The sequence below is a fragment of the Burkholderia latens genome, from assembly GCF_902499045.1.
Classification (GTDB): domain Bacteria; phylum Pseudomonadota; class Gammaproteobacteria; order Burkholderiales; family Burkholderiaceae; genus Burkholderia; species Burkholderia latens.
Window position 1 is genome coordinate 147898 of the sequence record NZ_CABVPL010000008.1, and the last position, 26458, is coordinate 174355.

At 66.7% G+C, this 26458-nt stretch carries 25 protein-coding genes and 1 pseudogene; 14 read left to right on the forward strand and 12 right to left on the reverse strand.

Annotated features, from left to right (window positions below; genetic code table 11):
* The first annotated feature begins 416 nt into the window (after positions 1 to 416).
* Both BSE24067_RS08835 and BSE24067_RS08840 read left to right on the forward strand, forming a co-directional pair.
* Entirely contained in the window at positions 417 to 1022 is a 606-nt protein-coding gene (locus tag BSE24067_RS08835) for a nitroreductase family protein (RefSeq protein WP_040143232.1), read from the forward strand.
* Positions 1023 to 1206: 184 nt separating this feature from the next.
* A complete protein-coding gene (locus tag BSE24067_RS08840) occupies positions 1207 to 2457 on the forward strand; it encodes an Hsp70 family protein (RefSeq protein ID WP_151065126.1) in 1251 nt (416 codons plus the stop codon).
* A 103-nt stretch (positions 2458 to 2560) separates the two neighbouring features.
* On the opposite strand, the gene BSE24067_RS08845 is transcribed toward BSE24067_RS08840, so the two are convergent.
* Positions 2561 to 2764 (reverse strand): cold-shock protein, encoded by a 204-nt coding sequence (locus tag BSE24067_RS08845; protein ID WP_006477070.1) that lies wholly within the window; start codon positions 2762 to 2764, stop codon positions 2561 to 2563.
* A gap of 420 nt (positions 2765 to 3184) precedes the next feature.
* Between BSE24067_RS08845 and BSE24067_RS08850 the strand changes: the two genes are divergently transcribed.
* Positions 3185 to 4783 (forward strand): APC family permease, encoded by a 1599-nt coding sequence (locus tag BSE24067_RS08850; protein WP_151065124.1) that lies wholly within the window; start codon positions 3185 to 3187, stop codon positions 4781 to 4783.
* A gap of 127 nt (positions 4784 to 4910) precedes the next feature.
* On the opposite strand, the gene BSE24067_RS08855 is transcribed toward BSE24067_RS08850, so the two are convergent.
* The 7 genes from BSE24067_RS08855 to BSE24067_RS08885 form a co-directional block, all read right to left on the reverse strand.
* On the reverse strand, positions 4911 to 5702 hold the full coding sequence (locus tag BSE24067_RS08855) for a DODA-type extradiol aromatic ring-opening family dioxygenase (RefSeq protein ID WP_151065123.1): 792 nt from the start codon (positions 5700 to 5702) through the stop codon (positions 4911 to 4913).
* Positions 5703 to 5923: 221 nt separating this feature from the next.
* The gene (locus tag BSE24067_RS08860) at positions 5924 to 6520 is read right to left on the reverse strand and encodes a UbiX family flavin prenyltransferase (protein ID WP_151065122.1); all 597 of its coding nucleotides are present in this window, start codon (positions 6518 to 6520) and stop codon (positions 5924 to 5926) included.
* A 13-nt stretch (positions 6521 to 6533) separates the two neighbouring features.
* A complete protein-coding gene (grxD, locus tag BSE24067_RS08865) occupies positions 6534 to 6845 on the reverse strand; it encodes a Grx4 family monothiol glutaredoxin (protein WP_011883132.1) in 312 nt (103 codons plus the stop codon).
* A 67-nt stretch (positions 6846 to 6912) separates the two neighbouring features.
* On the reverse strand, positions 6913 to 7755 hold the full coding sequence (gene prmC / locus BSE24067_RS08870) for a peptide chain release factor N(5)-glutamine methyltransferase (protein ID WP_151065121.1): 843 nt from the start codon (positions 7753 to 7755) through the stop codon (positions 6913 to 6915).
* Positions 7756 to 7762: 7 nt separating this feature from the next.
* Positions 7763 to 8845, reverse strand: coding sequence for a peptide chain release factor 1 (prfA, locus tag BSE24067_RS08875; RefSeq protein ID WP_151065120.1), 1083 nt, complete (start codon positions 8843 to 8845; stop codon positions 7763 to 7765).
* Positions 8846 to 8926: 81 nt separating this feature from the next.
* On the reverse strand, positions 8927 to 10225 hold the full coding sequence (hemA, locus tag BSE24067_RS08880; protein WP_151065119.1) for a glutamyl-tRNA reductase: 1299 nt from the start codon (positions 10223 to 10225) through the stop codon (positions 8927 to 8929).
* A 26-nt stretch (positions 10226 to 10251) separates the two neighbouring features.
* Complete coding sequence (locus BSE24067_RS08885) at positions 10252 to 11013, reverse strand: response regulator transcription factor (RefSeq protein ID WP_151065118.1); 762 nt, start codon at positions 11011 to 11013, stop codon at positions 10252 to 10254.
* 171 nt (positions 11014 to 11184) lie between these two features.
* On the opposite strand from BSE24067_RS08885, the gene BSE24067_RS08890 reads away from it, so the two are divergent.
* The 4 genes from BSE24067_RS08890 (at position 11185) to BSE24067_RS08905 (ending at position 14506) form a co-directional block, all read left to right on the forward strand.
* Entirely contained in the window at positions 11185 to 11439 is a 255-nt protein-coding gene (locus tag BSE24067_RS08890) for a hypothetical protein (RefSeq protein ID WP_151065117.1), read from the forward strand.
* An 18-nt stretch (positions 11440 to 11457) separates the two neighbouring features.
* Positions 11458 to 13272 carry an aminopeptidase P family protein gene (locus BSE24067_RS08895; RefSeq protein ID WP_151065116.1) on the forward strand — a complete coding sequence of 605 codons (1815 nt, stop codon included), beginning with the start codon at positions 11458 to 11460 and terminating at the stop codon, positions 13270 to 13272.
* A gap of 62 nt (positions 13273 to 13334) precedes the next feature.
* On the forward strand, positions 13335 to 13886 hold the full coding sequence (locus BSE24067_RS08900) for a cysteine hydrolase family protein (RefSeq protein WP_151065115.1): 552 nt from the start codon (positions 13335 to 13337) through the stop codon (positions 13884 to 13886).
* The gene (locus tag BSE24067_RS08905) at positions 13883 to 14506 is read left to right on the forward strand and encodes an HAD family hydrolase (protein ID WP_151065114.1); all 624 of its coding nucleotides are present in this window, start codon (positions 13883 to 13885) and stop codon (positions 14504 to 14506) included. The genes BSE24067_RS08900 and BSE24067_RS08905 overlap by 4 nt, the downstream gene beginning before the upstream one ends.
* A gap of 137 nt (positions 14507 to 14643) precedes the next feature.
* On the opposite strand, the gene ettA is transcribed toward BSE24067_RS08905, so the two are convergent.
* From ettA to BSE24067_RS32430, 3 genes and pseudogenes are all read right to left on the reverse strand, one after another.
* On the reverse strand, positions 14644 to 16311 hold the full coding sequence (gene ettA, locus BSE24067_RS08910; protein WP_151065113.1) for an energy-dependent translational throttle protein EttA: 1668 nt from the start codon (positions 16309 to 16311) through the stop codon (positions 14644 to 14646).
* A gap of 187 nt (positions 16312 to 16498) precedes the next feature.
* Complete coding sequence (locus BSE24067_RS08915) at positions 16499 to 16807, reverse strand: DUF3761 domain-containing protein (protein WP_151065112.1); 309 nt, start codon at positions 16805 to 16807, stop codon at positions 16499 to 16501.
* 119 nt (positions 16808 to 16926) lie between these two features.
* Positions 16927 to 17109, reverse strand: a pseudogene (locus tag BSE24067_RS32430) (transcriptional regulator GcvA); the annotation flags it as partial.
* A gap of 452 nt (positions 17110 to 17561) precedes the next feature.
* Here BSE24067_RS32430 and gabP point away from each other — a divergent pair.
* The 3 genes from gabP to BSE24067_RS08930 all read left to right on the forward strand — a co-directional run bounded on the left by gabP (position 17562) and on the right by BSE24067_RS08930 (position 20081).
* On the forward strand, positions 17562 to 18953 hold the full coding sequence (gene gabP / locus BSE24067_RS08920; protein ID WP_151065111.1) for a GABA permease: 1392 nt from the start codon (positions 17562 to 17564) through the stop codon (positions 18951 to 18953).
* 310 nt (positions 18954 to 19263) lie between these two features.
* Positions 19264 to 19659 (forward strand): lysozyme, encoded by a 396-nt coding sequence (locus tag BSE24067_RS08925; RefSeq protein ID WP_244130548.1) that lies wholly within the window; start codon positions 19264 to 19266, stop codon positions 19657 to 19659.
* A gap of 8 nt (positions 19660 to 19667) precedes the next feature.
* Complete coding sequence (locus BSE24067_RS08930; RefSeq protein WP_151065110.1) at positions 19668 to 20081, forward strand: lysozyme inhibitor LprI family protein; 414 nt, start codon at positions 19668 to 19670, stop codon at positions 20079 to 20081.
* Between the two features lie 307 nt (positions 20082 to 20388).
* On the opposite strand, the gene ychF is transcribed toward BSE24067_RS08930, so the two are convergent.
* Positions 20389 to 21483 (reverse strand): redox-regulated ATPase YchF, encoded by a 1095-nt coding sequence (ychF, locus tag BSE24067_RS08935; protein WP_151065109.1) that lies wholly within the window; start codon positions 21481 to 21483, stop codon positions 20389 to 20391.
* A 247-nt stretch (positions 21484 to 21730) separates the two neighbouring features.
* Here ychF and BSE24067_RS08940 point away from each other — a divergent pair, with 247 nt between their 5' ends.
* From BSE24067_RS08940 to BSE24067_RS08955, 4 genes are all read left to right on the forward strand, one after another.
* Positions 21731 to 22909, forward strand: coding sequence for a UbiH/UbiF family hydroxylase (locus BSE24067_RS08940; protein ID WP_151065108.1), 1179 nt, complete (start codon positions 21731 to 21733; stop codon positions 22907 to 22909).
* A 90-nt stretch (positions 22910 to 22999) separates the two neighbouring features.
* The gene (locus tag BSE24067_RS08945; protein WP_151065107.1) at positions 23000 to 23728 is read left to right on the forward strand and encodes a DsbC family protein; all 729 of its coding nucleotides are present in this window, start codon (positions 23000 to 23002) and stop codon (positions 23726 to 23728) included.
* 139 nt (positions 23729 to 23867) lie between these two features.
* Positions 23868 to 25667: a M61 family metallopeptidase gene (locus tag BSE24067_RS08950; RefSeq protein WP_151065106.1), complete on the forward strand. Its 1800-nt coding sequence runs from the start codon at positions 23868 to 23870 to the stop codon at positions 25665 to 25667.
* A 147-nt stretch (positions 25668 to 25814) separates the two neighbouring features.
* Entirely contained in the window at positions 25815 to 26411 is a 597-nt protein-coding gene (locus tag BSE24067_RS08955) for an FMN-dependent NADH-azoreductase (RefSeq protein ID WP_151065105.1), read from the forward strand.
* Positions 26412 to 26458: the final 47 nt, after the last annotated feature.

A 26458-nucleotide genomic window follows, 5' to 3' on the forward strand; every position in this document is an offset into this window, starting at 1 on the left:
CGCCATTCAGAGTGGATGGTTGATTTTCGCATAGTGGGATGTACTTCGGTTGCATCCGCGGCCATGCTTGAGAAATGTGACGCGATGCGCGGGCGCGGAACCCGACCTGCCCGGGAGACGGGCGGGCGTTGTGCGCCAATCGGGAGTTGACGGGCGACCCGTTCTCGTGCCCATTGGGCCGACAAGGCTCCATTGTTGCGAAATGCTGAGATTCACGATATCGGACGCGTACGAAATTGTCGTTTCGCGGGAGCGGGAAGGGCCCCTTAGCCGTTGACGCCGCGCCGGCCGAAGCCCGCCTGCCTTTCCAGGTCTCTCGATAAGCTTCTACGCGGCCGACCGTGCGGGAGTCGCGGCGAACGGTTATTCTTGTGCGTTCATGAGGCGACCCCATTTCCGACACCACGAGGAACCGCATGTCCGTCAAACCTGCTCCCACCACTGTTTCGATTCACGACCTGATCGCGGGCCGCTGGAGCCCGCGCGCGTATTCGGACGAGCCGATCAGCGCCGCCGATCTGCACGCGGTGCTCGAAGCCGCGCGCTGGGCGCCTTCCGCGTACAACGCGCAACCGTGGCGTTTCATCGTGTTCGATCGCACGCGGGACGAAGCGGCGTTCAAGCGCGCATTCGCGACGCTGGTGCCGTTCAACCAGGGCTGGAATGCACCCGCGCCGGTGCTGATCGCCGTGACCGCGCACACGCTCACGCCGAAGGGCGAACCGGCGCCGACCGCGCTGTACGACGCGGGTGCGGCGGCGATGTCGCTGGTGCTGCAGGCGCACGCGCTCGGCCTTGCCGCGCACCAGATGAGCGGCTTCGACGCAAAGGCGTTTCGCGATGCGTTCGAGATCCCGGCCGACGTCGCGATCCCGGCGATCATCTCGCTCGGCCACTACGGCAACGTCGACAAGCTCGATCCGGTGCTGCGCGATCGCGAAAAGGCGCCGCGCACGCGTCATCCGATCGGCGAAGTCGTCTATGCGGGCGCGTGGAAGAAGGGCTTCGACGCCGCGGCCTGATCCCGCACGCGGATGGGCGTGCACGATGCGCCCGTCCGCCGTCCGTACCCGTTGCCGCCGCCCCGGATGCGCGCGTGGCGCCGTCCGCCGGCCGGTTGGCCGGCCCCAGTTGTGATCCGGCAGGCTTCGTGATAAAAAGCCCGTCCTTTCCGTTTTCGCGCCGGCCATGCTGCGGCACCTTCCCATGACTTACTGCGCGATCGATTTCGGCACGTCCAATTCCGCCGTGGCGCTGCCCGGCGGCGACGGCATGCGTCTCGCGCCCGTCGAGGGCGACCACCTGACGCTGCCCACCGCGATCTTCTTCAACAACGACGAAGAGACGGTCGAGTTCGGCCGCGCGGCGCTCGCTTCCTATATCGACGGCTTCGACGGCCGCCTGATGCGGTCGATGAAGAGCATTCTCGGCTCGCCGCTCGCGGAGACCACGACGGATCTCGGCGACGGCAGCGCGATCGCGTACACCGAGATCATCGCCCGCTTCCTGACGCACCTGAAGCGTAAGGCGGAGGCTCACGCCGGCGCGCCGATCGGCCGCGCGGTGCTCGGCCGGCCGGTATTCTTCGTCGACGAAGACCCGCGCGCAGACCGCCTCGCGCAGAACCAGCTGGAAGCCGCCGCGCGCTCGGTCGGCTTCACCGACGTGCATTTCCAGTACGAGCCGATCGCAGCGGCGTTCGACTACGAGTCCCGTCAGCAGGCCGAGCGGCTGGTACTCGTCGCCGACATCGGCGGCGGTACGTCGGACTTTTCGCTGGTCCGCGTGGGGCCGGAGCGGATGGCGCGCCTCGAGCGCAAGGACGACGTGCTCGCGCATCACGGTGTGCACGTCGCGGGCACCGACTACGACCGGCGCGTCGAACTGTCGGCAATCCTGCCCGCATTCGGCTACCGCGCGCTCGACCCGGAGGGGCGCGAACTGCCGAACCGCATCTACTTCGACCTGGCGACGTGGCACCTGATCAATACGGTCTACACGCCGAAACGGCTGGGCGAATTGAAGCTCATGAAGCACCTGTACCGGGACGTGCGGCAGCACGACCGGCTGACGCGCGTGGTCGAGCAGCGGCTCGGTCATGCGCTGATGGCGCGCGCGGAAGAGGCGAAGATCGGCGTGGCGGCGGGCGGCGAGACGATGATCGACCTGAACGACGTGGAAGAGGATCTGCAGATTGCGTTCGACGCCAAGCGCCTCGTCGACGCGAGCGTGGACGATACCGCGCGCATCGTCGAAGCGGCACGCGAAACGGTGCGGCTCGCGGGCGTGGCGCCGCGCGACGTCGGTGCGCTGTATTTCACCGGCGGCTCGACTGGCCTCGCGTTCCTGTCGGGCGCGCTGGCCGCCGCGTTCCCGGACGCGCAGCCGGTGTTCGGCGATCGCCTCGCGAGTGTCGCGACGGGCCTCGGCATTCACGCGCAGCGGCTGTTCGGCTGAAGGGTGGGCGGCCAACGGGTCGCCATGCCGGCCGGCGGCCAGCGCCCAAAAACAAAAAGCCCCGCCGAAGCGGGGCTTTTTTACACGAATGATCGCGCCAAGCTTAGACCGGACGGATGTTCGCAGCTTGCAGACCCTTCGGGCCCGTCTTCACTTCGAATTCAACCTTCTGGTTTTCTTGCAGCGTCTTGAAACCTTCGACGCGGATTTCCGAGAAGTGCGCGAACAGATCGTCGCCGCCGCCTTCCGGGGTGATGAAGCCGAAGCCCTTTGCGTCATTGAACCACTTGACGGTACCGGTTGCCATGTTACTTGTTCCTAAAAAGATAAAACGGGGCCGAAGCCCATGGGTGCGGAAAATCAAGGAAGGGGGTAATGGGACCAACCGGAGTACCGTTGATGGGCGAACTACGAAAGAACCAATTCACTCGCCGCTTGAAATCCTGCAACGTTGTTTATACGGCTAATCGGCCCTGCGGTCAACCGGATTTCCATGCTCTCAGGGTTATTGCGGAGTTAAGGTTTACAAACCTTGCAAGCGACGCGAATTTTTTGTAGGGGGCGAACGATTTTGGCGCCAACTTGCAGGTGCAACCGTTAAACTACGCGCCGCGTGGACGGGTTGCCCCGATCGGGTTGACCCTCCCCCCAAAATGGCATGCGCGGCGCTGTCCGAGCCGATCCCGGGCAGCAGGCCGACCGTGCTTTTTGAGACACAGGAGAGGATGTGAAGAGTTCTATTCAACGGAACATCGGCCCGTTTGCACTGATGCTGACGGGGCTGGGTTCGATTATCGGCTCAGGCTGGCTGTTTGGCGCCTGGAAGGCTGCGAAGATTGCCGGTCCGGCGGCAATCTGCGCATGGATCATCGGCGCGGTCGTGATTCTCGCGATCGCGCTGACGTACGCCGAACTCGGCGCGATGTTCCCGGAATCCGGCGGCATGGTGCGCTACGCGCGCTACTCGCACGGTTCGCTGGTGGGCTTCATCAGCGCGTGGGCGAACTGGATCGCGATCGTATCGGTGATTCCGATCGAAGCGGAAGCGTCGATCCAGTACATGAGCACGTGGCCGTATCCGTGGGCGCACGCGCTGTTCGTCAACGGCGAGTTGACGACACCGGGCCTGCTGCTGTCGGCGGTGCTGGTCGTCGTCTACTTCCTGCTGAACTACTGGGGCGTGAAGGCGTTCGCGCGGGCGAACACCGCGATCACGATCTTCAAGTTCCTGATCCCCGGCCTCACGATCCTCGGCCTGATGCTGTCGAGCTTCCATTCGGAAAACCTCGGCACCGCATCGAACGCGAGTTTCGCGCCGTACGGCTGGTCGGCCGTCCTGACCGCGGTGGCGACGAGCGGCATCGTGTTCGCGTTCAACGGCTTCCAGAGCCCGGTGAACCTTGCCGGTGAAGCGCGCAATCCGTCGCGCAGCGTGCCGTTCGCGGTGATCACGTCGATCCTGCTCGCACTCGTGATCTACGTGCTGCTGCAGATCGCGTACATCGGCTCGGTCGATCCGGTCGAGGTCGCGAAGGGCTGGGCGCACTTCAACTTCTCGTCGCCGTTCGCGGAACTCGCGATCGCGCTGAACCTGAACTGGCTCGCGATCCTGCTGTACGTCGATGCGTTCATCAGCCCGAGCGGCACCGGCACGACCTACATGGCGACGACCACCCGGATGATCTACGCGATGGAGCGCAACAACACGATGCCGAAGATGTTCGGCAACGTGCACCCGATCTACGGCGTGCCGCGCCAGGCGATGTGGTTCAACCTGCTCGTGTCGTTCATCTTCCTGTTCTTCTTCCGCGGCTGGAGCTCGCTCGCGGCGGTGATCTCGGTCGCGACGGTGATTTCGTACCTGACCGGCCCGATCAGCCTGATGGCGCTGCGCCGCTCGGCGACCGACATCGAGCGTCCGCTGTCGATTCCGCTGATGAAGCTGATCGCACCGTTCGCGTTCGTGTGCGCGTCGCTGATCCTGTACTGGGCGAAGTGGCCGCTGACCGGCGAAATCATCCTGCTGATGATCGTCGCGCTGCCGGTGTATTTCTTCTTCCAGGCGAAGGCCGGCTGGACCGGCTGGGGCGCGGACCTGAAGGCCGCATGGTGGCTGGTCGCGTACCTGCCGACGATGGCCGTGCTGTCGCTGATCGGCAGCAAGGAGTTCGGCGGTCACGGCTTGCTGCCGTACGGCTGGGACATGCTGATCGTCGCGGCGATCTCGCTCGTGTTTTACTTCTGGGGTGTGAACACGGGCTACCGAACCCAGTATCTCGACGAACGCGAGTCGCACGACGAGATCCTCGAAGGGGTCGGTGTCTGACGATGCCCAACCACGCCTGATCTGTCGCCGGAATCGGCGGCGGCAGGAAGCGCGAAATAAAGCCCGTCCGAGCGTTGCTCGGGCGGGCTTTTCGTTTCATGGCGCGCGTTGGGCCGCGCCGCCCGGCTCAGGCGGCCGCGCTCGCGAACACGTAGTTCGTCATCGCGAGCACGCGTTGATACGTGCCGAGCGACTGAATGCCCAGCTGATAGTCGTCGTCGGCCGCGCCGAGCGCAGCGAACACCGGCAACAGATGTTCGTCCGTCGGATGCATCAGCGTCGCGTGCGGCGCCTGCCGGCGATAGTCGAGCAGCGCGTCGACGTCGCGCGCGGCGAGCCTCGCTTCGAACCAGTCGGTGAATTCCGCGACGCGCGGGTCCGCATCCTCCGGCGCCGCGCCGAAATCGGCCGCGCGCAGATTGTGCGTGATCTGGCCCGAACCGATCACCATCACGCCTTCGTCGCGCAGCGGACGCAGCGCCCGGCCGAGCGCGAAGTGGTGGGCGGCGTCCGCGCGCGGCTGGATCGACAACTGCGCGACGGGAACGTCGGCTTCCGGGAACATCAGCAGCATCGGCACCCACGCGCCGTGGTCGAGGCCGTGCTCGGTCGTCGCCGTTGCAATGCCGGCCGCATTCAGCAGCGTGGCTGCGCGCTCGGCGAGGTCCGGCGCGCCCGGCGCCGGGTAGCGGATGTCGTATAGCGCCTGCGGGAAGCCGTAGAAGTCGTGGATCGTTTCCGGGTGCGCGGCGACGCTCGCAACGGGCCGCTGCGTGCCCCAGTGTGCGGACAGCATCAGCACCGCGCGCGGGCGCGGCAGCTCGGCGCCGAGCTGCGCGAACGCGCCGGACGGCAGCGTGGGGTCGATCGGCAGCGTGGGCGCGCCGTGGGACAGGTACAGCGAAGGCAAACGGTTCATGGCAGGGAGCCTGCAAAAGAGTTTGCCTTGACTATAGGCGCGCACCGTACATTGATAAATGGGCGGCCAGTAATTTGATTGAATCGCTTATGTTGATAATCAGGCGATTCGATTCAGCTGCGCAGCAGCGCGTTGACGCTCACGCGCACCAATGAGCTGAAAAGCCGCCAGATCGGCGAAGAAGGACGCGGAACGACACGAAAGGCGCCGCGCAGAACTGCTTATTGCGCTGGCCGGATCCCGGCCCAGGGTGCGGTCATCGGCGCACCGAGCGCGAACAGATCGAGCACGCGCGTAACGGTCTGATCGACGAGTTCGTCGATCGTCTTCGGCATCGCGTAGAACGCGGGCAGCGGCGGAAACACGATGCCGCCCATTTCGGTCACGGCCGTCATGTTGCGCAGATGCGCGAGGTTGAATGGTGTTTCGCGCACCATCAGCACGAGACGGCGGCGTTCCTTCAGCGTGACGTCGGCCGCCCGCGTGATCAGGTTGTCCGACAGCCCGTGCGCGACGCTGGCGAGCGTCTTCATCGAGCAGGGCGCGATCACCATCCCGTCGGTCGCGAACGAGCCCGACGCGATCGTCGCGCCGACATCGCGCACCGAGTGCACGACGTCCGCACGGCTTTCGACGTCGGCTTTCGACAGCTTCAGTTCATGCTGGACATTGAGCCAGCCGGCGTTCGACACGAGCAGATGCGTTTCGACGCCGCCGGCGGCGCGCAGCAGTTCGAGCAGCCGCACGCCGTAGACCGCGCCGGTGGCACCGGTGATCGCGACGATCAGCCGGCGCGGCGGCGCGCTGCGAGATGCCATCGGCAACGACGCGTTACGCGGCGGCGAACAGTTGCTGCAGTTCGCCCGACTGGTACATCTCCATCATGATGTCCGAGCCGCCGATGAATTCGCCCTTTACGTACAGCTGCGGGATGGTCGGCCAGTTCGAGAATTCCTTGATGCCCTGGCGGATTTCGTCGTCCTCGAGCACGTTGACCGTCTTGAACTGGTCGACGCCGCAGGCTTTCAGCACCTGTACGGCGCGGCCCGAGAAGCCGCACATCGGGAATTGCGCGTTGCCCTTCATGAAGAGCACGACCTGGTTTTCGTCGACGATTTGCTTGATACGTTGTTGGGTGTCCATGACTGACCTTGCGTTTGCGGGGCGTTAGAACGAAATGATAGCGGATTTCAACCGGACGGGCCGGCCGTCAGCCGGGCCGGCGGCCGCCTGTCGTGCGTTCGATCGCGGCGAGATCGGCGAGCGATTCGACTGCGACGAAGCCGCGCGACTCGAGCAATGCGCGGACGGCTTCGGCCTGGTCGTAGCCGTGCTCGATCCACAGCGTGCCGCCCAGTTTCAGATACGCGCCGGCGCCCGCGACGATCGTGCGGATCGCGCTCAGGCCGTCGGCGTCGTCGGTCAGCGCGCCGCGCGGCTCGAAACGCAGGTCGCCCTGCTCGAGGTGCGGATCGTGCTGCGCGATGTACGGCGGATTGCTGACGATCGTGTCGAACGCGAGGGCCGGGTCGAGCGCGGCGTACCAGTCGCTTTGCAACCACTGCAGCGGGCCGCCGGGGCGGCGCGCATCGAGCAGCTTGTCCGCATTGCGGCGTGCGACTTCGAGTGCGGCGGACGACCGGTCGAGCGCCCACACGCGCGCGTCGGGCCGTTCGGCCGCGATCGACACGGCGATCGCGCCGCTGCCGGTGCCGAGATCGAGCACGGCCGGATGCGGGCGGCCATCGATCGCGTCCAGCGCCGCTTCGACGAGCAGTTCGGTTTCGGGGCGCGGAATCAGCACGTCCGGCGTCACGTCGAACGGCCGGCCGAAGAATTCGCGCATCCCGACGAGTTGCGCGACCGGCTCGCCGGCGATGCGGCGCGCCTCGAGCGCGCGGTAGCGCTCGATCGCGGCGGGCTCGAGCGGCGCGTCGCCGCGCGTGATCAGCTGCGTGCGGGTCCAGCCGAGCGCGTACGCGAGCAGCACGCGTGCATCGAGCGCGTCGAGCGGCGACGCGCGCAGCAGATCGTCGGCGGTGGTGTCGTGCATCGCCGCCTCAGTCGGCGTCGCCGAGCGACGCGAGGAGCTCGGCCTGGTGCTCGCTGACGAGCGCGCCGATCAGTTCGTCTAGATCGCCGTCCATCAGCGCCTCGAGCCGGTACAGCGTCAGGTTGATCCGGTGATCGGTCATCCGGCCTTGCGGGAAGTTGTACGTGCGGATCCGTTCCGACCGGTCGCCCGAGCCGATCAGGTTCTTGCGCGTCGCCGCTTCCTTCGCGTGCTGCTCGTGATACTGCTTGTCCTTGATGCGCGCGGCGAGCACCTTCAGCGCACGGTCCTTGTTCTTGTGCTGCGAGCGGTCGTCCTGGCACTCGACGACGATTCCGGTCGGGATGTGCGTGACGCGCACCGCCGAATCGGTCTTGTTGATGTGCTGGCCGCCGGCGCCGGACGCGCGGAACGTGTCGATCCGCAGATCGGCCGGATTGATTTCGACCTCGCCGATCTCGTCGGCTTCCGGCATCACCGCGACCGTGCACGCGGACGTGTGGATACGCCCCTGGGTCTCGGTCGCCGGCACGCGCTGCACGCGATGGCCGCCGGATTCGAACTTCAGGCGCGAATACGCGCCCTGGCCCGCGATCCGCACGATCACTTCCTTGTAACCGCCGAGATCCGACGGGCTTTCCGACATCATCTCGACCTGCCAGCGCTGGCGCTCCGCAAAACGCAGGTACATGCGCAGCAGGTCGCCCGCGAACAGTGCCGATTCGTCGCCGCCGGTGCCCGCGCGGATTTCGAGGAAGATGTTGCGGTCGTCGTTCGGATCCTTCGGCAGCAGCATCTTCTGCAGCTCGCCTTCGAGGCGCGCCATGCGTTCGCGGGCACTGCGGATCTCGTCTTCAGCGAAATCGCGCATCGACGCATCGGCGAGCAGTTCCTGCGCGGCCGTTTCGTCATTGCGCGACTGGCGCCACAGCGCGTACTGCTCGACGACGGGGCCGAGTTCCGCGTGTTCGCGCGTCAGCTTGCGGTACTGGTCGAGGTCCGCCGTGACGTTCTCGCGGCTCAGCAGGTCGTTCAGTTCGGCCAGCCGGGTGGACAGCTGGTCGAGCTTGCGTTGCATGCTCGTTTTCATGGTGTGGAGCGGCGCTCCCGGGCAAGGGTATTCGAAAAGGATAGGCCGGCTCGCGGCCGGCGGCGGGGGAGCCGGCCGGCGCTAGTGGCCGGACTGGTCGTTCGAGCGCGGCGCGTGCTGGTAGAAGCCGCGCATCAGGTCGATCAGCGAATCGCGATCGGCGCCGTTCACGCGGTTGAGCGCGCTCGTCGGGCCGTGGATCAGCTTGTTGGTGAGCGCCTGCGACAGCGCTTCGAGGACGGCGGCCGGATCGTCGCCGCGTGCGAGCAGCTTCTGTGCCTTCTCGACTTCCGCGCGGCGCAGCGCGTCGGCCTGCGTATGCATGTGACGGATCACCGGCACGACGCTGCGCGTGTCGAGCCATTGCATGAAATTCTGCACGCGCGTCTCGATGATCGTCTCGGCCTGCGCGACCGCGGCCTGGCGCGATGCGTTGCCTTCGCGCACGATCGCGCCGAGATCGTCGACGGTGTAGAGGAACACGTCCTTCAGCTTGCCGACCTCGGGCTCGATGTCGCGCGGCACCGCGAGGTCGACCATGAAGATCGGCCGGTGGCGGCGCGCTTTCACCGCGCGCTCGACCGCGCCGAGCCCGATGATCGGCAGCGTTGACGCGGTGCACGACACGATGATGTCGAATTCGTGCATGCGGGCCGGCAGGTCCGACAGCGGCATCGCGCGGCCGTTGAAGCGTTCGGCGAGCCGCTGGCCGCGTTCGGCCGTGCGGTTTGCGATCACGAGTTCGCGCGGGCCTTGTGCGGCGAAGTGCGTCGCGCACAGCTCGATCATCTCGCCGGCGCCGATGAACAGCACGCGCTGATCGGCCACCTTTTCGAAGATGCGCTGCGCGAGGCGAACGGCTGCGGCCGCCATCGACACCGACTGCGCGCCGATCTCGGTCGTGCCGCGCACTTCCTTCGCAACGGCGAACGTGCGCTGGAACAACTGGTTCAGATAGGTGCCGAGCGCGCCGGCTTCGGTCGCGGTGCGCACCGCGTCCTTCATCTGGCCCAGGATCTGCGTTTCGCCGAGCACCATCGAATCGAGGCCCGACGCGACGCGGAAGGCATGACGGACGGCTTCCGATTGCGGCAGCGCATAGACGTGCGGCGCGAGTTCGTCGACCGGAATCTTGTGGTACTCGGACAGCCAGCGAATCGCGCCCTCGCGCGCGGCCCGATCATCGGTCGCGCAATAGAGCTCGGTGCGGTTGCAGGTCGACAGGATCGCCGCTTCGGGCGCATTCGGCGCCTGCGGGCCGAGGAATACGTTCTTGAACGTGGCGAGAGCCGGCTTGATTTGCTCGAGCGGAAACGCCACGCGTTCGCGCAAGGCGACAGGCGCAGTGTGGTGGTTGATTCCGATCGTGAGGAGTTGCATATCGAGGGCTATCGTTTAGCCCCATATTATAGCGTTTCAGCGGTTTCCTCACTCGCGGCATACCGGGCATCAGCATGGCGGGGCCTTGAATTTGGGGGCTCGATCGGTACGCTATCGAGCTGGTAGCCGTAGCCATAGAGCGGCAGGAGCCGATATCCGCGCTCGGGGAGCAATTGCAGCTTGCTCCGCAGCCGGGACGCGTGGGTGTCGAGCGTGCGCGACTTCATGTCGCGGCGGCGGCCCCAGACCGTCTCGAGGATATGCGCGCGCGACACGGGCCGCGACAGGTTCGCGAACAGCAGCTGCGCGAAGCGGAATTCCTTCGGCGTGAGGGCGACGACCGTGTCGCCGAAACGCACGAGGCTGTGGGTCGCATCGAATGCGTATTCTCCATACAGTTCGCGCGAGCGATTTGGCGGGCGCCGCACGCCGGCGCGCCGGCTCAGCGCATTGACCCGCGCGAGCAGCTCGGGCCCGCTCACCGGACGCACGAGGCAATCGTCGGCACCCGCGTGCAGGCACGACACGACTTCGCTTTCCCGCGCCAGCTGCATCACGGCGATCGCCGGCAGACCGGGCAGGATCGTCTGCGCACGCGGAATGACTTCCTCGGCCGGCTGATCGCCGGCCCAGTTGCCGGTGATCAGCATGTCGCAGGTATGAGTGGCGAGCCACTCGAAGAACGCCGCGCTGGACGGAAACGCGTGGCACACATGACCGCCCGCGAACAGCAGGCGGTTCAGGAGCGCAGCATGACGTGCCTCCGGATCGATCAGGGCGATTCGCATGAGGATTTGTTCAATACGGCTGCCGGTGCGCGCTTGCCATAACGTCGGGTCGGCCCCTACACTCGAATGTTCGCGGCGCCCGGCTGGTCTCGGGTTCGATGGATGAATCGATGCTAGCCGCTGGCAACGTTCACGCCTATGGGACGAATCTGAATTTATAGAAGGCGTCGAATGAACTGGTTTGGAATCCTTGTCCTCGGAGCGGCCGTCGGGCTGTTCGGCCGGTGGCTGCATCCGATGCGGCGCACGGGCCGGCCGGCATGGTGGATCGTGGTGATGGTCGGCATCGCAGGCGCCGCCGCCGCGCGCATGGCCGGCAATCTCTCTGGACTGTTTTACGATGGCGAAACGCTCGAATGGCCGGTCTGCACCGGCGTCGCGTTCCTCGCCGTAGCCGTGACGGTCGCCGTGTCGGCCCGTCGCTGAAAGCTCTCAGGTGAAATCATGAATGCCCGTCTCCCCGAAGTCTCGTCGGTGCCGGCCCGCCTCGCGCTGCTGCGCGGCGCGATGGTCCGCGAGAATCTGGCCGCCTATCTGGTGCCGTCCGCCGACCCTCATCTGTCCGAATACCTGCCCGAACGCTGGCAGGCGCGCCGCTGGCTGTCCGGCTTCACGGGCTCGGTCGGCACGCTGGTCGTCACCGCCGATTTCGCGGGCCTGTGGGTCGACAGCCGGTACTGGGTGCAGGCCGAGGCCGAGCTCGCGGGCACGGGCGTTCAGCTGATGAAGATGACGGGCGGGCAGCAAAGCGCGCCGCACGTCGACTGGCTCGCGCAGAACGTGCCGGCCGGCGCGACGGTCGGCGTCGACGGCGCGGTGCTCGGCGTCGCGGCGGCGCGCGCGCTGACGGCCGCGCTCACCGCGCGCGGCATCGCGCTGCGCACCGATCTCGACCTGCTCGACGCGATCTGGCCCGAGCGTCCGGGGCTGCCAGGCGACGCGGTATTCGAGCACGTCGCGCCGCAGGCCGACACGACGCGCGCGAGCAAGCTCGCCGAGGTGCGCCGCGCGATGCACGCGCAGGGCGCGCAATGGCACTTCGTGTCGACGCTCGACGATCTCGCGTGGCTGTTCAACCTGCGCGGCGCCGACGTCAATTTCAACCCCGTGTTCGTCGCGCACGCGATGATCGGCGCCGATCGCGCGACGCTGTTCGTCGCCGACGGCAAGGTGTCGCCGGCACTTGCCGCGTCGCTCGCGCGGGACGGCGTCGAGGTTCGCGCGTACGACGCGGCGCGTGCGTCGCTCGCGGCGCTGCCCGACGGCGCAACGCTGCTGATCGATCCGCGCCGTGTGACGTTCGGCACGCTCGAGGCGGTGCCGGCCGGCGTGAAGCTGATCGAGGCCGTGAACCCGTCGACCTTCGCGAAGTCGCGCAAGACGGCCGCCGAAATCGAACACGTGCGCGTGACGATGGAGCACGACGGCGCCGCGCTCGCCGAATTCTTCGCATGGTTCGAGCGCGCGCTGAACCGTGAGACGATCACCGAGCTGACGATCGACGAGAAGCTCACGGCCGCGCGCGCACGGCGCCCCGGCTACGTGTCGCCGAGCTTCGCGACGATCGCGGGCTTCAATGCGAACGGCGCGATGCCGCACTACCGCGCGACGCCCGAGTCGCACGCGACGATCGCCGGCGACGGCCTGCTGCTCGTCGATTCGGGCGGCCAGTACACGACCGGCACGACCGACATCACGCGCGTCGTGCCGGTCGGCACGATCAGCGATCTGCAACGCCGCGATTTCACGATCGTGCTGAAGTCGATGATGGCGCTGTCGCGCGCGCGCTTTCCGCGCGGCGTTCGCTCGCCGATGCTCGACGCGATCGCGCGTGCGCCGATGTGGGCGGCGGGGCTCGACTACGGTCACGGCACGGGCCACGGCGTCGGCTACTTCCTGAACGTGCACGAGGGCCCGCAGGTCATCTCGCACTACGCGCCGGCCGAGCCGTACACGGCGATGGAGGAAGGGATGATCACGTCGATCGAGCCGGGCGTGTACCGGCCCGGCAAATGGGGCATCCGGATCGAGAACCTGGTCGTGAACCGCGCGGGCGGGCAGACCGAGTTCGGCGACTTCCTCGCGTTCGAGACGCTGACGCTGTGCCCGATCGACACGCGCTGCGTGCTGGTCGAGATGCTGCACGACGAAGAGCGTGCGTGGCTGAACGCGTATCACGCGACCGTGCGCGAGCGCGTCGGCCGGCACGTGAGCGGCGACGCGAAGGCGTGGCTCGACGCACGCACGCAGCCGATCTGACGCAACGCGCACACCGTACGATACCGGCCGTACGACGGGCGGACCGTGAGAGAGAGCAACCGATGGCAGACACCGCAGTGATCGTGATCGACATGCAGCGCGGGCTCGTGCAGCGTGCGCGGCCCGCGTACCGGCTCGACGACGTCGTGGCCGGCATCAACCGGCTGACCGCAGCGGCGCGCGCGGCAGGCGCGCCCGTCTGCTTCGTGCAGCACGACGGCGATGCGGACGACGACATCGTGCCCGGCACGCCGGGCTGGGCGCTGCATGACGACCTGATCGTCGCGCGCGCCGACTGGCGCATCCGCAAGCACGTGAGCGATGCGTTTCACGACACGCCGCTCGCCGCGCAGCTCGACGGTCACGGGATCCGCTCGGTGCTGATCTGCGGCTATGCGACCGAGTTCTGCGTCGACTCGGCCGCTCGCCGCGCGGCATTGCTCGGCTACCGGACGACCGTCGTGTCCGACCTGCATACGACGAACGAGCGCACGCACCTGTCGGCCGCGCAGATCGTCGCGCATCACCACTTCATCTGGGAAAACGGCACGCTGTCGGGCAATGCGGTGACGCCGCGTCCGCTTGCCGACGTGCTGGCCACGGAGTTCGCATGACGATCAAGGCGGTGGTATTCGATTTCGGCGGCGTGCTGATCGACTGGAGCCCCGAGTACCTGTACCGGCAACTGATTCCCGACGAGGCGGAGCGCCGCTGGTTCCTCACGCACGTGTGCGCGATGGACTGGGTGGTTCGCCAGGACGGCGGGCAGACCATTGACGAAGGCACGAGCGAGCTCGTCGCGAAGTTTCCGGAGCACGAGGCGCTGATCCGCGCGTTCTACGCGCGCTGGCACGAGATGATCGGCGGTGTGCTCGACGAAGGCGTGGCGCTCGTCGATCGGCTGGAGGCGCGCGGGATGCCGCTGTTCGGGCTGACGAACTGGTCCGCCCAGACGTTTCCGTACGCGTGGGACAACTTCCCGGTGCTGCGCCGGTTCAAGGACATCGTCGTGTCGGGCCGCGTGAAGCTCGTGAAGCCGGATCCGGCGATCTATCGCGAGATGCACGCGCGGATCGATCCGCACCTGCCCGGCATCGCGCCGCATGAGCTCGTGTTCATCGACGACAACGCGAACAACGCCGCGGCTGCGACGGCGCTCGGCTGGCACGGTATTCATCACACGAGCGCGGCCGCGACCGAGGCGCGGCTGCGCGAGCTCGGCGTGCTCGCGTAGCCGTCCCGCCGAAGCGTCTTCGGACGAAAAAAAAGCGCCCCGCGGAGCGCTTTTTTCGTCGTTGCCGATCCCGATTCGGCCGCATTCGGCGAACCGGAGCCGCGTTGCCGCGGTGCCGGTTGCGCGCGCCGCGCCGCTCAGCGGCTGATCGGCTTGTAGCGGATCCGCTTCGGCTTCGCGGCTTCCTCGCCGAGGCGCGCGCGCTTGTCGGCCTCGTATTCCTGGTAGTTGCCGTCGAAGAACGTGACCTGCGAGTCGCCTTCGAACGCGAGGATGTGCGTCGCGATCCGGTCGAGGAACCAGCGATCGTGCGAGATCACCATCACCGAGCCCGCGAATTCCAGCAGCGCGTCTTCCAGCGCGCGCAGCGTTTCGACGTCGAGGTCGTTCGACGGTTCGTCGAGCAGCAGCACGTTGCCGCCGGAGATCAGCGTCTTCGCGAGGTGCAGGCGGCCGCGTTCGCCGCCGGACAGGTTGCCGACGATCTTCTGCTGGTCGCCGCCCTTGAAGTTGAAGCGGCCGATGTATGCACGCGACGGCGTTTCGTACTTGCCGACGGTCAGCACGTCCGCGCCGCCCGAGATTTCCTCGAACACCGTCTTCGAGCCGTCGAGCGCGTCGCGGCTCTGGTCGACGTACGCGAGCTTCACGGTCGGGCCCATCACGATTTCGCCCGAATCCGGCTGTTCCTTGCCGGTCAGCATCTTGAACAGCGTCGACTTGCCGGCGCCGTTCGGGCCGATGATGCCGACGATCGCGCCGGCCGGAATCTTGAAGCTCAGGTTGTCGATCAGCAGGCGGTCGCCGAACGACTTGCTGACGTTCTTGAACTCGATCACTTCATTGCCGAGGCGGTCGCCGACCGGAATGAAGATCTCCTGCGTTTCGTTGCGCTTCTGGTATTCCTGGCTGTTCAACTCCTCGAAGCGCGCGATACGCGCCTTCGACTTCGCCTGGCGGCCCTTCGGGTTCTGGCGCACCCACTCCAGTTCCTTCTTGATCGCCTTCTGGCGTGCCGATTCCGCCGCTTCTTCCTGCTTCAGGCGCTCTTCCTTCTGATCGAGCCAGCTGCTGTAGTTGCCCTTCCACGGGATACCGTGGCCGCGGTCGAGCTCGAGAATCCACTCGGCCGCGTTGTCGAGGAAGTAGCGATCGTGCGTGACGGCGACGACGGTGCCCGGAAAGCGCACGAGGAACTGCTCGAGCCAGTCGACCGATTCGGCGTCGAGGTGGTTGGTCGGCTCGTCGAGCAGCAGCATGTCGGGCTTCTCGAGCAGCAGCTTGCACAGCGCGACGCGGCGCTTTTCGCCGCCCGACAGGTGCTCGATCTTCGCGTCCCATGGCGGCAGGCGCAGCGCGTCGGCGGCGACTTCGAGCTGCTGCTCGGGGCTGCCGCCGTCGCTCGACGCGAGGATCGCCTCGTATTTCGCCTGCTCGGCCGCGAGCGCGTCGAAGTCGGCGTCCGGCTCGGCGTATGCGGCGTAGATTTCCTCGAGCTTCTTGTTCGCCTGGAACAGATCGCCGAGGCCTTCCTCGACGGCTTCGCGCACCGTCTTCGTCGGGTCGAGCTGCGGCTCCTGCGGCAGGTAGCCGATGTTCAGGTTCGGCATCGGCGTCGCTTCGCCTTCGATGTCCTTGTCGACGCCCGCCATGATGCGGATCAGCGTCGACTTGCCCGAGCCGTTCAGGCCGAGCACGCCGATCTTCGCGCCGGGAAAGAACGACAGCGAGATGTCCTTCAGGATCTGGCGCTTGGGCGGCACGATCTTGCCGACCCGGTTCATCGTGAAAACGTATTGGGCCATTTCGGTGTGAAAGTCAGAGGGTTGAGACTGCCGCGCGGCGCATGCGTGCGCGTGGCGTCGGATGATTCGGTACGGAGCGGGCCGCGCGCGGCGCGGCGGTATCGCCGCGGGTTGGCGGCGCGAGCGCGTATTGTACTTCGCCGCCGGCCGGCGCTGGCACCGCACCGGCCGTTCGGCCGACCCGCGTTCACAGCCATGCGGCGACGCCGCCGTGCCCCGAGCAGGTGCCGCGCCGATGACGGCTGAAGCTGTACGTGCCGTCGCGGCAGCGCGCGCTGGCGCCGTCCGGCACGCGGCCCGATTTCGAACGGGCCGGTGCATGGACCGCGTCGCCGTCGCGATTGCGGTACGTGTCGTGCCGGTCGAGGTCGGCTTCGTTGTCGTAGCCGGGCGATGCGCGATACGCGTGCGCCGCGGGCGGCAGGATCGCGCATCCGACGAACAGCGCGGCCGACAGGGTCGCGATGCGCGTCGCGCGGCGGAGCAGGGCGGGCATGGTCTCTCTCTTCGGATGTTGTTGTCTGCGTTCGATGGCGCGCGGAGCGCCCGCGGCATGTTAGCCGAACGGCCAGGCCGCGTTGCAGCGAATCGCCGCGATCGGGCGGTGCCGCGACGCTACGCCGCGCCGCTCGCCGAGGCCGCGCCGTCCGCCCGCGCTGCCTCGAGGATCCGCCGGCGGAACGCGGCGACCTCCGCCCGTTCCGCATGATGCGGCGGGTCAACGACGGAGTGCGGGAAATCGTCGGGCCGTGCGGCGTCGGCAAGCTGCACGAGCCGGCCGCGCGCCGGCGCATTGCGCCAGTGCGGCGCGCGGACCGCTTCAACGGGACATGCTCGTCGCGGTTCCGATTGCGCAGTCGTCGCCCGCAGTTGTCCGATCCGGCGGCACCCGCACGGACCCTGGGCCAAACCAAGCGTTCCATCGGTGCGCATCGATGCAACGAGTGGTCCCATCGAAATTCTTCAATTGGTTCTTAGTGAAGAACCGTTTGATGCTTACACTCCTTCGCTTCGAAGGCGGCTGACCGACCAGCCGACGAACGGCGCGCACGCGATGCGCCGGCGCTTCGCGCACCGCATCGCACCCGCAGCTTCGCAGACTGCGTCGCGCACCGTCCGGAGCAGGCGCGATCCGCTTCTGCCCGCATGCCGCGCACGCGCGGCGGGCAGCCGGATCCAACAACGACAATTCCCCGCGCCGCCTTCACGCGACACCGGTCGTATCGGAACCGTTTTTTGGAGAGAGACACATGAGTGGAAGCAACACAGGCCTCGGCACGGGTCTGAAGCAGCGGCACGTGACGATGATGTCGATTGCCGGCGTGATCGGCGCGGGCTTGTTCGTCGGCTCCGGCCACGCGATCGCGGAAGCCGGGCCGGCTTCGATCCTCGCGTATGCGATCGCGGGCGTGCTGGTCGTGCTGGTGATGCGCATGCTCGGCGAAATGGCCGTCGCGCATCCGGACAGCGGGTCGTTCTCGACCTATGCCGATCGCGCGATCGGCCATTGGGCCGGCTTCACGATCGGCTGGCTGTACTGGTGGTTCTGGGTGCTCGTGATCCCGATCGAGGCGACCGCGGCGGCCACCATCCTCAACGCCTGGTTCCCCGGCATCGCGACGTGGATCTTCGCGCTCGGCATCACGCTGCTGCTGACGATCACCAACCTGTTCTCGGTCAAGAACTACGGCGAATTCGAGTTCTGGTTCGCGCTGATCAAGGTCGTCGCGATCGTCGTGTTCCTCTGCGTCGGCGGTGCGGCGATCGTCGGCATCGTGCCGGCGCCGGCCGTATTGGGCGTGTCGAACCTCTTCGCGCACCAGGGCTTCATGCCCAACGGCGCGGGCGCGGTGCTCGCGGCGATGCTGACGACGATGTTCTCGTTCCTCGGCACCGAAATCGTGACGATCGCGGCCGCCGAATCGGACAACCCGCAGCGCCAGATCGTGCGCGCGACGAATTCCGTCATCTGGCGTATCACGCTGTTCTATCTCGGCTCGATCCTCGTCGTCGCGGCCATCGTGCCGTGGAACGATCCGCTGCTGCCGAAGCACGGCTCGTATCAGCGCGCGATGGAGTTGATCGGCGTGCCGAACGCGAAGGCGATCATCGACGTGATCGTGCTCGTGTCGGTCGCGAGCTGCCTGAATTCGGCGCTGTACACCGCGTCGCGAATGCTGTTTTCGCTGTCCAGGCGCAAGGACGCGCCCGCGTTCCTGCACCGCACCGATTCCACGGGCACCCCGCGCGCGGCCGTGCTCGCTTCGACCGCGTTCGGGTTCGTGACCGTGATCGCGAACTACCTGATGCCGGAGCAGGTGTTCGGCTTCCTGCTCGCGACGTCGGGCGCGATCGCGCTGCTCGTGTATCTGGTGATCGCGATCTCGCAGCTGCGGATGCGCCGGACGCTCGAATCGGGCGGCGCTGCGCTGCCGCTGCGGATGTGGCTGTTCCCGTGGCTCACGTGGGCGGTGATCCTGTTCATCTGCGGCACCCTGACCGTGATGTTCGTCAGCGACGAGCATCGGATGGAAGTGGGCGCGACGGCCGTGCTGGCGCTGATGGTGCTGTTCGCGTCGTGGCTCAACAAGCGCGGGCGCGATGTGCGTGCGGGGGCAGGGCGGCGGGTGTCGGCGAGGTGATGAATTGAAGTGGCGGCGGGGCGCGAAGCCCCATCGATGAAAACGGCCCGACCGGCGCTTGCCGGTCGGGCCGTTTGTCTTTTTGCGCGAGTACGCGGATGCACGTAACGTTACGCTGCCCGGTCTTTCGTACCTCGCGATCGTTGATGTACGAACGCGTCAAAATCGAACTCGTCTGATTTCATTGCCAACGGCAACCCCATACATTGATCGCTTCGAGAACCGAAGTGAACGATGAGGTCGACTCGCATTAGCGGTCGCGCCGGGAGGGCCAAATGGCGAACGAAAGCCTGAGATTGAGTGACGCAGGGTGGGCGGAGGAACGCTGGCTCACACCGGGCCGTGCACCCCGGAAGAGTTGCGCACGCCGGTTACGACGACGCAAGTCAATGCACAACTCGCGACCCGGGTCCGTCGGGCAGAAGTCGCCGTGCGGCGACATGTATCGGGACGGCAATTGACGCAGTTGCAATTCGATGAGCTCGTCAGCTATGCCTACAATACCGGCAACACAGGTGCGCTGGCCGTGTTCCGTTCAGCGAATCAGAGCGACGACGCGGGCGTCGTGTCGCACATGAATCAGCGCGTCTGGATTCATCCGCGAGACGATAACGGGCGTCGTCTGGCGCCCGTTCGTTCAAACGGGCTTGTCAACCGGCGCCGACTCGAATCGGCGCCGTTCCAGCCACAGCAGAGGGCACAGTGAGAACGGCCATGCTCGGTTTGCTCGTGCTGGCGTCGACGCATGCATTTGCCGGCCCGACGGCAGCGGACGAGATAGCGGCGCGCAGTGGTTTGCCGGCGAGCGAGGTCAACGCGCTGCTCAGCGACTGCGACTCGAGCCAGACGAGCATGAATTTTTGCGCGTGGCGCGATCAGCTCGTTGCCGAGCGGGAATTGCAGCGGATCGTCGACAAACAGGTGAGCGAGCAGCCACGGCGCAAGGCGGCGCTCGACGCGCAGATGGAGAAGTGGAAGAAAGCGCGCGACACATCCTGCGAAAAATCGGCGCGTAACGCATGGGGCGATGGTTCGATGCGACCCGCGGCACAGGCGATCTGTGCAACGGCAGCAACGAAGGAAATGGCGAAAAAGTTGTCCGCTCGAGCTTCCCGCAAACCTTCATGAATCGGTCCGACACGAGAAAAGCCCGCGGCGACCGACGACCCGCTTGCGCCCTGGCCAATATCGAAGACTGGTTGCGATGGTTGCCACGAGCCGAAAGCAACGTCCATTTCATCAGCCCGGAAAACTGCGATGGCCGCGCAATCGGTCACGTCGGCATGTTCCGCCGCGCACGTTCGTCGTTGTGGCCGGAGCTCATCAGAGTCATGCGAGGTTGAGTGTTTGGATCGCAGCGACGGGATGCATCGCCATGCATCAAAGAAAAGCCCGCATTCAGCGGGCTTTTTTACGCTCGATGTAGCAGCAACACTCAGACGTTGAACAGGAAGTTCATCACGTCGCCGTCGTGCACGACATATTCCTTCCCTTCCGCGCGCATCTTGCCGGCTTCCTTCGCACCCTGTTCACCCTTGTACGCGATGAAGTCGTCGAACGCGATCGTCTGCGCGCGAATGAAGCCGCGCTCGAAGTCGGTGTGGATCACGCCGGCCGCTTGCGGAGCGGTATCGCCGATGTGGATCGTCCACGCGCGCACTTCCTTCACGCCCGCGGTGAAGTACGTCTGCAGGCCGAGCAGCTTGAAGCCCGCGCGGATCACGCGGTCGAGGCCCGGCTCTTCCATGCCCATGTCGGCGAGGAACGCTTCCTTGTCCGCATCGTCGAGATCGGCGATCTCCGCCTCGATCGCCGCGCACACCGCGACCACCGGCGAGTTCTCGCTTTCCGCGTACTTGCGCACTGCGTCGAGGTGCGGGTTGTTGTCGAAGCCGTCGTCCTTCACGTTCGCGACGTACATCGCCGGCTTCGCGGTGATCAGGCAGAACGGCTTCAGCAGCGCCTGCTCGTCGTCCGACAGGTCGAGGCCGCGCACGGCCTTGCCCTGGTCGAGGTGCGCGCGCACCTTCTCGAGCACCGCGGCGAGCTTCACCGCTTCCTTGTCGTTGCCCGACTTCGCGGCCTTCGAGTAGCGCGTGAGCGCCTTTTCGACGGTGCCGAGGTCGGCGAGCGCGAGTTCGGTGTTGATCACTTCGATGTCGTCGATCGGGCTGACCTTGCCGGCGACGTGGATGACGTTGTCGTCCTCGAAGCAGCGCACGACGTGCGTGATCGCGTCGGTTTCGCGGATGTTCGCGAGGAACTGGTTGCCGAGGCCTTCGCCCTTGCTCGCGCCCGCGACGAGGCCCGCGATGTCGACGAATTCGACGACGGCCGGCACGACGCGCTCGGGCTTCACGATTTCGGCGAGCGCCTTCAGGCGCGTGTCCGGCACTTCGACGATGCCGACGTTCGGCTCGATCGTGCAGAACGGGTAGTTCTCGGCGGCGATGCCGGCCTTGGTCAGCGCATTGAACAGGGTGGACTTGCCGACGTTGGGCAAGCCGACGATGCCGCATTTGAGGCTCATGGAATCCTTCGAACGGGTGAGGCGGCGCGGCCGGACGAGGCTCGGCGGCGCGGGAAAATAGGGACGGCCGGCGCGCGGGGCGCGGCGGGCCGACGTTCAAAGGCGCTATTGTACCGTGCCGACGTGCCGGTTTCCGGCCTTTGCCCGAACGCCAGATGCGTCGCGCCGCCACGTCGCGGCGCCCGGCCGCGATTCTGCTGATTTGCCGCAAAGTCCGGCCGCGTAAGGGCTTGGCCCCGCGGCTATAATGCCCGCCATGACTGCCCACCACACCTTCGACGTCGCCGTGGTCGGCGGCGGGCTCGTCGGCAAGACGGCCGCGCTCGCGCTGACCCAGTCCGGCTACAAGACCGCCTTGCTCGCCCAGCCGGCCGTGCCGCGCCCGGCCGATCTCGCGTTCGACACGCGCATCTACGCGCTGTCGTCCAGCTCGCAGGCATTGCTCGAGCGGCTGCGGGTCTGGCAGGCGCTCGATCACGGCCGGCTCGCACCCGTCTACGACATGCGCGTGTACGGCGATGCGCATGCGGAACTGCATTTCTCCGCCTATCAGGCGTCGGTGCCGCAACTCGCGTGGATCGCCGAATCGTCGCTGATCGAGACGTCGCTCGACGCCGCGCTGCGGTTCCAGCCGAATCTGACGTGGTTCGACGCGCGCGCGCAGGGCTTCGACGTGCGCGACGACGCAGCGGTGCTCACGCTGTCGTCGGGCCAGGTGCTCGAAGCGGACCTCGTGGTCGGCGCGGACGGCGCGCATTCGTGGGTGCGTTCCCAGATGGGCGCGAAGGTCGAGCGGCGCGATTACCGGCAGACGGGCGTCGTCGCGAACTTCAAGGCGTCGCTGCCGCACCGGGAGACGGCCTGCCAGTGGTTTCACGAGGGCGAGATCATCGCGCTGCTGCCGCTGCCGGATGGCCACGTGTCGCTCGTGTGGTCCGCACACACCGCGCACGCGGACGAACTGCTCGCACTCGATCCGGCGCAGCTCGCGGCCGAAGTCGAGCGTGTGTCGCATGGCCAGGTCGGCACGCTCGAATGCGTGACGCCGGCCGCCGGCTTCCCGCTCGCGCTGCAGACCGTCGACAAGCTGATCGCGCCGCGCGTCGCGCTCGTTGGCGATGCCGCGCACCTGATTCATCCGCTCGCCGGACAGGGGATGAACCTCGGTCTGCGCGACGTCGCGGCGCTCGCCGATGCGATCGCGAACAAGGAGAGCTTCCGCAATCTCGGCGATACGGTGCTGCTGCGCCGCTACGAGCGCTCGCGCCGCGAGGACATCCGCGCGCTGATGGTCGCGACCGACGGGCTGCAGCGGCTGTTCGCGGTGCCCGGTTCGCTCGCGAAGGCGGTGCGCAACGCGGGCATGGCGTTCGTCGGTGCGCAGCCGCTGGTCAAGCGCTGGCTGGTGTCGGCCGCGCTCGGCTGAGCGAACCTTCGCGCCCTCGGCCTGTCGGACAGGGTCCCGTTACGGCGTACACTGTGACGTGCACTCCGATTGAGCTGAAGGAACAACAGGATGAAAAAAACGATCCGCATCGCGTCGCTGGCGCTGGCCGTCACGATGGCGACGCTTGGCTGCACTGCGCAGGCCGACCAGACCACCGACAAGCTGAAAGCCACGTTGCAGGCGCGTCTCGGCAGCGACGCGCCGATCAAGAGCGTATCGAAATCGCCGGTCGCGGGGCTGTACGAAGTGAATCTCGGCACGCAAATCATCTACAGCGATGCAGCCGGCGACTACGTGCTGCTCGGCGATCTCGTCGACACCAAGACGCACAAGAATCTGACCGACGCACGCCTGTCGGACCTCAACAAGATCGACTTCGCGAGCCTGCCGCTCGCCAACGCGATCAAGGTCGTCAAGGGCAACGGCGCGCGCAAGATCGCGGTGTTCTCCGATCCGAACTGCCCGTACTGCAAGCGTCTCGAGACGACGCTCCAGTCGATCGACAACGTGACCGTCTACACGTTCCTGTACCCGGTGCTGTCGCCCGATTCGACCGCGAAGTCGAAGGCGATCTGGTGCGCGACCGACCGCGCGAAAACGTGGCAGAGCTGGATGCTCGACCATCGCGTACCGTCCGGCGCCGGCACCTGCGACACCACAGCGCTCGACAAGAACCTCGCGCTCGGCCGCGGGATGAACGTCACCGGCACGCCGACGATCTTCCTGCCCGACGGCCGCCGCCTGCCGGGCGCGGTGTCGGCCGACCAGCTGAACCAGGCGCTCGCGTCGAGCAAGTAATCAACCGACGCGCCGGGCCGCATGGCCCGGCCCGCGAGGGGCGCCCGCGATCTCAGCCGGCGCCTCTCGTCGTTTCCGCCGCCGCATTCCGTTCGATTTCCGTCCTGAATGTCGACCCGATTTTCGACCGATAGCCACGATGACCCAGCCGATCCGTTATTCGATTGCCCCGAAAGATCTTGCCGCGCACCTGTTCGAGGTGTCCGTGACGGTCGCCGATCCCGATCCTGCCGGCCAGCGCTTCTCGCTGCCGGTGTGGATTCCGGGCAGCTACCTCGTGCGCGAGTTCGCGCGCAACATCGTGACGCTTGCCGCGTTCAACGACGCGGGCCGCAAGGTGCGCATCGCCAAAACCGACAAGAACACGTGGCAGGCCGCGCCGGTGAATGGCGCGCTGACGCTGCGCTACGACGTGTACGCGTGGGACCTGTCGGTTCGCTCCGCGTATCTCGACGAATCGGGCGGCTTCTTCAACGCGACGGCCGTGTTCCTGAGCGTCGCCGGCCGCGAGGATGCGCCGTGCGACGTCGACATCGCGAAACCCGCCGGCCCGGCGTTCCGCACGTGGCGCGTCGGCACGTCGCTGCCCGAGGCGCCCGGCACCAAACGCTACGGCTTCGGCGCGTATCGCGCATCGAACTATGACGAACTCGCCGACCATCCGGTGACGATCGGCGAATTCGCGCTCGCGACGTTCGACGCGCACGGCGTGCCGCACGACATCGTGATCGCCGGGCGCGTGACGCAGCTCGACATGGAGCGGCTGCGCGCCGACCTGAAGCGCGTGTGCGAAGCGCAGATCGCGCTGTTCGAGCCGAAATCGAAGAAGGCGCCGATGGACCGCTACGTGTTCATGACGCTCGCGGTCAGCGACGGCTACGGCGGTCTCGAGCATCGCGCGTCGACCGCGCTGATCTGCAATCGCACCGACCTGCCGGTGAAGGGCCGCCCGGAAACGACGGAGGGCTATCGCACGTATCTCGGCCTGTGCAGCCACGAGTACTTCCACACGTGGAACGTGAAGCGCATCAAGCCGGCCGCGTTCGTGCCGTACGATCTCGGGCGCGAAAACTACACGTCGCTGCTGTGGCTGTTCGAAGGCTTCACGTCGTATTACGACGACCTCATGCTCGTGCGCAGCGGGCTGATGTCGCAGGACGAATATTTCGCGGCGCTCGGCCGCACGATCGGCGGCGTGCTGCGCGGCACGGGCCGCCTCAAGCAGAGCGTCGCGGACAGCTCGTTCGACGCGTGGATCAAGTACTACCGCCAGGACGAGAACGCGACGAACGCGATCGTCAGCTATTACACGAAGGGTTCGCTCGTCGCGCTCGCATTCGATCTCGCGATCCGTGCGCAGACGCGCAACCGCAAGTCGCTCGACGACGTGATGCGCATGCTGTGGCAGCGCTACGGCCGCGACTTCTATCGCGGCAAGCCGGCGGGCGTCGCGGAAGACGAAGTCGAGACGCTGATCGAGGAGGCCACGGGTGTTGCGCTCGGCCGGCTGTTCACCGACGCCGTGCACGGCACGCGCGATCTGCCGCTCGCGGAACTGCTCGCGCCGTTCGGCGTGACGCTCGCGCCCGACGTCGCGTCCGGCGCGGCCGCCAAGCCGGCGATCGGTGCGCGCGTGCGCGGCGGCGCGGATTGCACGCTCGCGGCGGTCTACGAAGGCGGCGGCGCGCATCGCGCGGGGCTGTCGGCCGGCGACACGCTGATCGCGCTCGACGGGCTGCGCGTCACCGGTACGAATCTCGACACGCTGCTCGCGCGCTACCGGCCCGGCGACAAGGTCGAAGTGCACGCATTCCGCCGGGACGAGCTGCGGATCGCGAAACTGAAGCTCGACGGGCCGGAAGTCGCGCGCTACCGGCTCACGGCGGCCGCGAAACCGGCGGCCGCGTCCAAGGCCCGGGAAGCCTGGCTGAAGGGCTGAACATGCACGGCCGGGTTTCGGGGCGCGATCAGTGATTGTTCTGTTGCTGCAACAATCCGTCGCCCGGAACCCGCTTTTTCGCGACCATGCGGCCACGCACAATGGCGTCACTCGCGCTACCGAAGCGCAACCCAACCGGAGCCTGACATGACGACCATTCTGCAAATCAATTCCGCGGCGCGCTCGCAAGGTGCGCAGTCCACGCTGCTGGCGAACGAACTGACGGCAAAGCTGCAACAATCGAACCCCGGCTCGAAGGTCGTGGTTCGCGACCTGCTGGCCGACGCGCTCCCGCACCTCGACGAATCGGTGCTCGGCGCATTCTTCACGCCGGCCGACCAGCGCAGCGCGGAGCAGAATGCGATCGTCGCGAAGAGCGATGCGCTGATCGCCGAACTGCAAGCCGCCGACATCATCGTGATCGGCGCACCGATGTACAACTTCGGCGTGTCGTCGCAACTGAAGACGTATTTCGACTGGATCGCCCGCGCAGGCGTGACGTTCCGCTACACCGAGAATGGTCCGGAAGGCCTGATCAAGGGCAAGAAGGTTCACGTGGTGACGGCGCGCGGCGGCAAGTACCTCGGTACGCCGAACGACAGCCAGACGCCGTTCCTGCGTACGTTCCTCGGCTTCATCGGCCTGACCGACGTCAGCTTCATCCACGCCGAAGGCCTGAACCTCGGGCCGGACGCGCAGAGCGCCGCGCTCGCCGGCGCGCGCGAAGCGATCGCGGCCGTGTAACGCTGATGCGGGTGCATCGCACTCGCTGCGTCGTCAGATAAAAAACG

Excerpts from the sequence above, each read along its gene's own strand:
- BSE24067_RS08835 (WP_040143232.1), top strand. The coding sequence starts at position 417 with ATGTCCGTCAAACCTGCTCCCACCACTGTTTCGATTCACGACCTGATC.
- BSE24067_RS08840 (WP_151065126.1), top strand. The coding sequence starts at position 1,207 with ATGACTTACTGCGCGATCGATTTCGGCACGTCCAATTCCGCCGTGGCG.
- BSE24067_RS08845 (WP_006477070.1), bottom strand. The coding sequence starts at position 2,764 with ATGGCAACCGGTACCGTCAAGTGGTTCAATGACGCAAAGGGCTTCGGC.
- BSE24067_RS08855 (WP_151065123.1), bottom strand. The coding sequence starts at position 5,702 with ATGAACCGTTTGCCTTCGCTGTACCTGTCCCACGGCGCGCCCACGCTG.
- BSE24067_RS08860 (WP_151065122.1), bottom strand. The coding sequence starts at position 6,520 with ATGGCATCTCGCAGCGCGCCGCCGCGCCGGCTGATCGTCGCGATCACC.
- grxD (WP_011883132.1), bottom strand. The coding sequence starts at position 6,845 with ATGGACACCCAACAACGTATCAAGCAAATCGTCGACGAAAACCAGGTC.
- prmC (WP_151065121.1), bottom strand. The coding sequence starts at position 7,755 with ATGCACGACACCACCGCCGACGATCTGCTGCGCGCGTCGCCGCTCGAC.
- prfA (WP_151065120.1), bottom strand. The coding sequence starts at position 8,845 with ATGAAAACGAGCATGCAACGCAAGCTCGACCAGCTGTCCACCCGGCTG.
- hemA (WP_151065119.1), bottom strand. The coding sequence starts at position 10,225 with ATGCAACTCCTCACGATCGGAATCAACCACCACACTGCGCCTGTCGCC.
- BSE24067_RS08885 (WP_151065118.1), bottom strand. The coding sequence starts at position 11,013 with ATGCGAATCGCCCTGATCGATCCGGAGGCACGTCATGCTGCGCTCCTG.
- BSE24067_RS08890 (WP_151065117.1), top strand. The coding sequence starts at position 11,185 with ATGAACTGGTTTGGAATCCTTGTCCTCGGAGCGGCCGTCGGGCTGTTC.
- BSE24067_RS08895 (WP_151065116.1), top strand. The coding sequence starts at position 11,458 with ATGAATGCCCGTCTCCCCGAAGTCTCGTCGGTGCCGGCCCGCCTCGCG.
- BSE24067_RS08900 (WP_151065115.1), top strand. The coding sequence starts at position 13,335 with ATGGCAGACACCGCAGTGATCGTGATCGACATGCAGCGCGGGCTCGTG.
- BSE24067_RS08905 (WP_151065114.1), top strand. The coding sequence starts at position 13,883 with ATGACGATCAAGGCGGTGGTATTCGATTTCGGCGGCGTGCTGATCGAC.
- ettA (WP_151065113.1), bottom strand. The coding sequence starts at position 16,311 with ATGGCCCAATACGTTTTCACGATGAACCGGGTCGGCAAGATCGTGCCG.
- BSE24067_RS08915 (WP_151065112.1), bottom strand. The coding sequence starts at position 16,807 with ATGCCCGCCCTGCTCCGCCGCGCGACGCGCATCGCGACCCTGTCGGCC.
- gabP (WP_151065111.1), top strand. The coding sequence starts at position 17,562 with ATGAGTGGAAGCAACACAGGCCTCGGCACGGGTCTGAAGCAGCGGCAC.
- BSE24067_RS08930 (WP_151065110.1), top strand. The coding sequence starts at position 19,668 with ATGCTCGGTTTGCTCGTGCTGGCGTCGACGCATGCATTTGCCGGCCCG.
- ychF (WP_151065109.1), bottom strand. The coding sequence starts at position 21,483 with ATGAGCCTCAAATGCGGCATCGTCGGCTTGCCCAACGTCGGCAAGTCC.
- BSE24067_RS08940 (WP_151065108.1), top strand. The coding sequence starts at position 21,731 with ATGCCCGCCATGACTGCCCACCACACCTTCGACGTCGCCGTGGTCGGC.
- BSE24067_RS08945 (WP_151065107.1), top strand. The coding sequence starts at position 23,000 with ATGAAAAAAACGATCCGCATCGCGTCGCTGGCGCTGGCCGTCACGATG.
- BSE24067_RS08950 (WP_151065106.1), top strand. The coding sequence starts at position 23,868 with ATGACCCAGCCGATCCGTTATTCGATTGCCCCGAAAGATCTTGCCGCG.
- BSE24067_RS08955 (WP_151065105.1), top strand. The coding sequence starts at position 25,815 with ATGACGACCATTCTGCAAATCAATTCCGCGGCGCGCTCGCAAGGTGCG.